Genomic DNA, 2,390 nt, shown 5'->3' on the forward strand with positions numbered 1-2,390 from the left:
TAAGACCCAGTCAGGTCTGGGCCATCGACATTTCCTACAGCGCGCCTCGTCTCGGGTAGACCGAGGAGGCATATGTTTGGAATGCAAAACAAGAAAGGAGAATTTGACAGTTGCCATGTCTCCCGCTGCGGGGAGATGAGAGCCGAAGCGGCGGTGACCTGTTGTTTGCTGACAGGGTGACGTAGCCCGTGGGAAAAGGGGATTGAGGCAAAGTCCGTTAAGCTGAGATGGTCCTCCAGGCTGAGTATTGGAAGGTTGAGGAACACGAACCGGTTTACTCGTATCTGAGGGTTGAAATGTCACCTGCGCCTACGCGGTTTATCAGGCGTACCGTCGAAGAAAGTCCTGAAATGTAAGCAGGTCAATCCGAATGTGAGTGCATATGTAGCGCATCTCATAGGGACAGTGGAGAGAACGTAGCCAGACCACTATATCGATGGCGACTTGCGGCAAGCAAGGGCAAAGATTGCGACCGGCAACCTCCCCAGTACGCTTTAAGTCCAACATATGAACGAGGGAAGGCATGGTTGGAATGGCAAGGGAGTACACCCCGATGACCACCATGCTGGCGGAGCTTCCGTAGTAGTCTGAGGCAGGGAGAACCTGTTACACGAGGCCGGAATGAGCTGGTCTCTGGCGAAGGGGGGCAGTTCAAGTTGTTTGACGTTCATATTAACTGACACGAATGAGGTGAAGACCTTTGATAATCAGTGAAATGCAACACAAACTCGCAATGTGGGCAGCAGATGATCCAAACCGTCGGTTTGATCGTCTTTTGCGGCTCGCAGCCAACAAGGGTTGGCTTACTGAGGCAGCTCGCATCGTTCTGGCGTCTAGCGGTGCACGAACTGCGGGCATTGACGGGATAGATAAGCAACATTTGCAGGACAATCTGGATGGTTTTCTGGATAACTTACAAGTGGAGCTACTGGCAGGCACTTACTGCCCTCAGCCGGTAAAACGGATCTACATCCCAAAAGCCAATGGCAAGCAAAGACCCTTGGGTATTCCAACGCTGATCGACCGTATTGTTCAACGCGCTATGCTGATGGCCATGGAACCCATTTGGGAGAGCGTTTTCCATCGCAACTCCTACGGCTTCCGGCCTGAACTGAGCGTACACCATGCGGTGCGAACTGTGCGGACCCAACTGCAAGATACTGGCAGTCTCAGAGGGCGTTGGATCATCGAAGGTGATCTAGCCAGCTACTTTGACACTGTGCATCATTGGCTGCTGGTTCGATACATTCGTCGCCGTGTGCGTGACAAACGGTTTATCGGACTGCTCTGGCGGATCCTGAAGGCAGGCCACATCGACCGTGGGCTGTTTAGAGCATCAAGCGAAGGTGTGCCGCAAGGCGGGGTTCTCTCGCCACTCCTATCTAACATCATGCTCCATGAGTTTGATATGTGGTTGGAGACGAAATACCTGAATAAGAAAGCTCGCAAGGATCGATGGGCATGGAACTTCGGCATTCAAAAGGCCATTCCTATAGCGATACGGGAGAACCGACAGTGGAAGCCAGCAGTCTCGTACTGCCGGTATGCTGATGATTTTGTCGTGATTATAAAAGGAAACAAGGCTCACGCCGAAGCAATTCGCAATGAATGCCGCGCGTTCTTGGAGGGTAGGCTGAAATTGACGCTGAATATGGATAAAACCCATATCACCCACGTCAATGACGGGTTTACTTTCCTAGGACATCGCATCATTCGCAAGCGAAGTAGATGGGGCACCATGCGTGTCTCAACTACTATACCTAAAGAGAAGGCTAAGGCGTTTACCCATAAACTCGTCAAAGCCCTCTCTGGCAATCATGATATCAGTGCTGTTGATATGATTGACCGCCTGAACCGCCAACTGGCGGGGTGGGCGGCCTTTTACAAGTTTGCCGGCTTCACAGCTTATGTGTTCCAAAAGATTGATCATGTTATCTTCTGGAAGTTTGCTCACTGGCTGGCACGAAAGTACCGCTCTCGTATCAAGCCCTTGATGCGTAAATGGTTCAAAGTGCCAGAAATAGACAAGGCTAAAACATGGCTGATTTACGGAGTACGTGAACAAGGAAATCGCATTGGTAAAGCGTTAAGGCGGCTGATCTCCAGTCCCAAAGCGCAGTTTAGATGGCGGAACCCTGAGTGTAATCCTTATCTCTTTAGGGAGGAAACTCGTTCAACCATCACCTCTCGCTATCATGATGTTGCAATGGCCATGAGCCTGTCTTGAACGGAGAGCCGTATGCGCTGAAAGGTGCACGTACGGTTCGGGGAGGAGAAGCTCTTACGAGCTTCTTACTCCACTTCCCATGGCAAAGGGCTTCACCTATCTGGTCGCTATCATTGACTGGTACTCGCGCAAAGTTCTGAGCTGGCGGTTATCAATCACCATG

At 51.2% G+C, this 2,390-nt stretch carries 1 protein-coding gene; it reads left to right on the top strand.

Going from position 1 to position 2,390, the window contains the following annotated elements; translation table 11 throughout:
• The first annotated feature begins 715 nt into the window (after positions 1–715).
• Entirely contained in the window at positions 716–2,227 is a 1,512-nt protein-coding gene (gene ltrA, locus PsWM33_RS07235) for a group II intron reverse transcriptase/maturase (protein ID WP_063299722.1), read from the top strand.
• Positions 2,228–2,390: the final 163 nt, after the last annotated feature.

The sequence above is a fragment of the Pseudovibrio sp. WM33 genome, from assembly GCF_001623165.1.
GTDB lineage: Bacteria > Pseudomonadota > Alphaproteobacteria > Rhizobiales > Stappiaceae > Pseudovibrio.

What these genes read in the sequence shown, in the direction of transcription:
- ltrA (WP_063299722.1), top strand. Translation starts at nt 716, where the DNA reads ATGCAACACAAACTCGCAATGTGGGCAGCAGATGATCCAAACCGTCGG.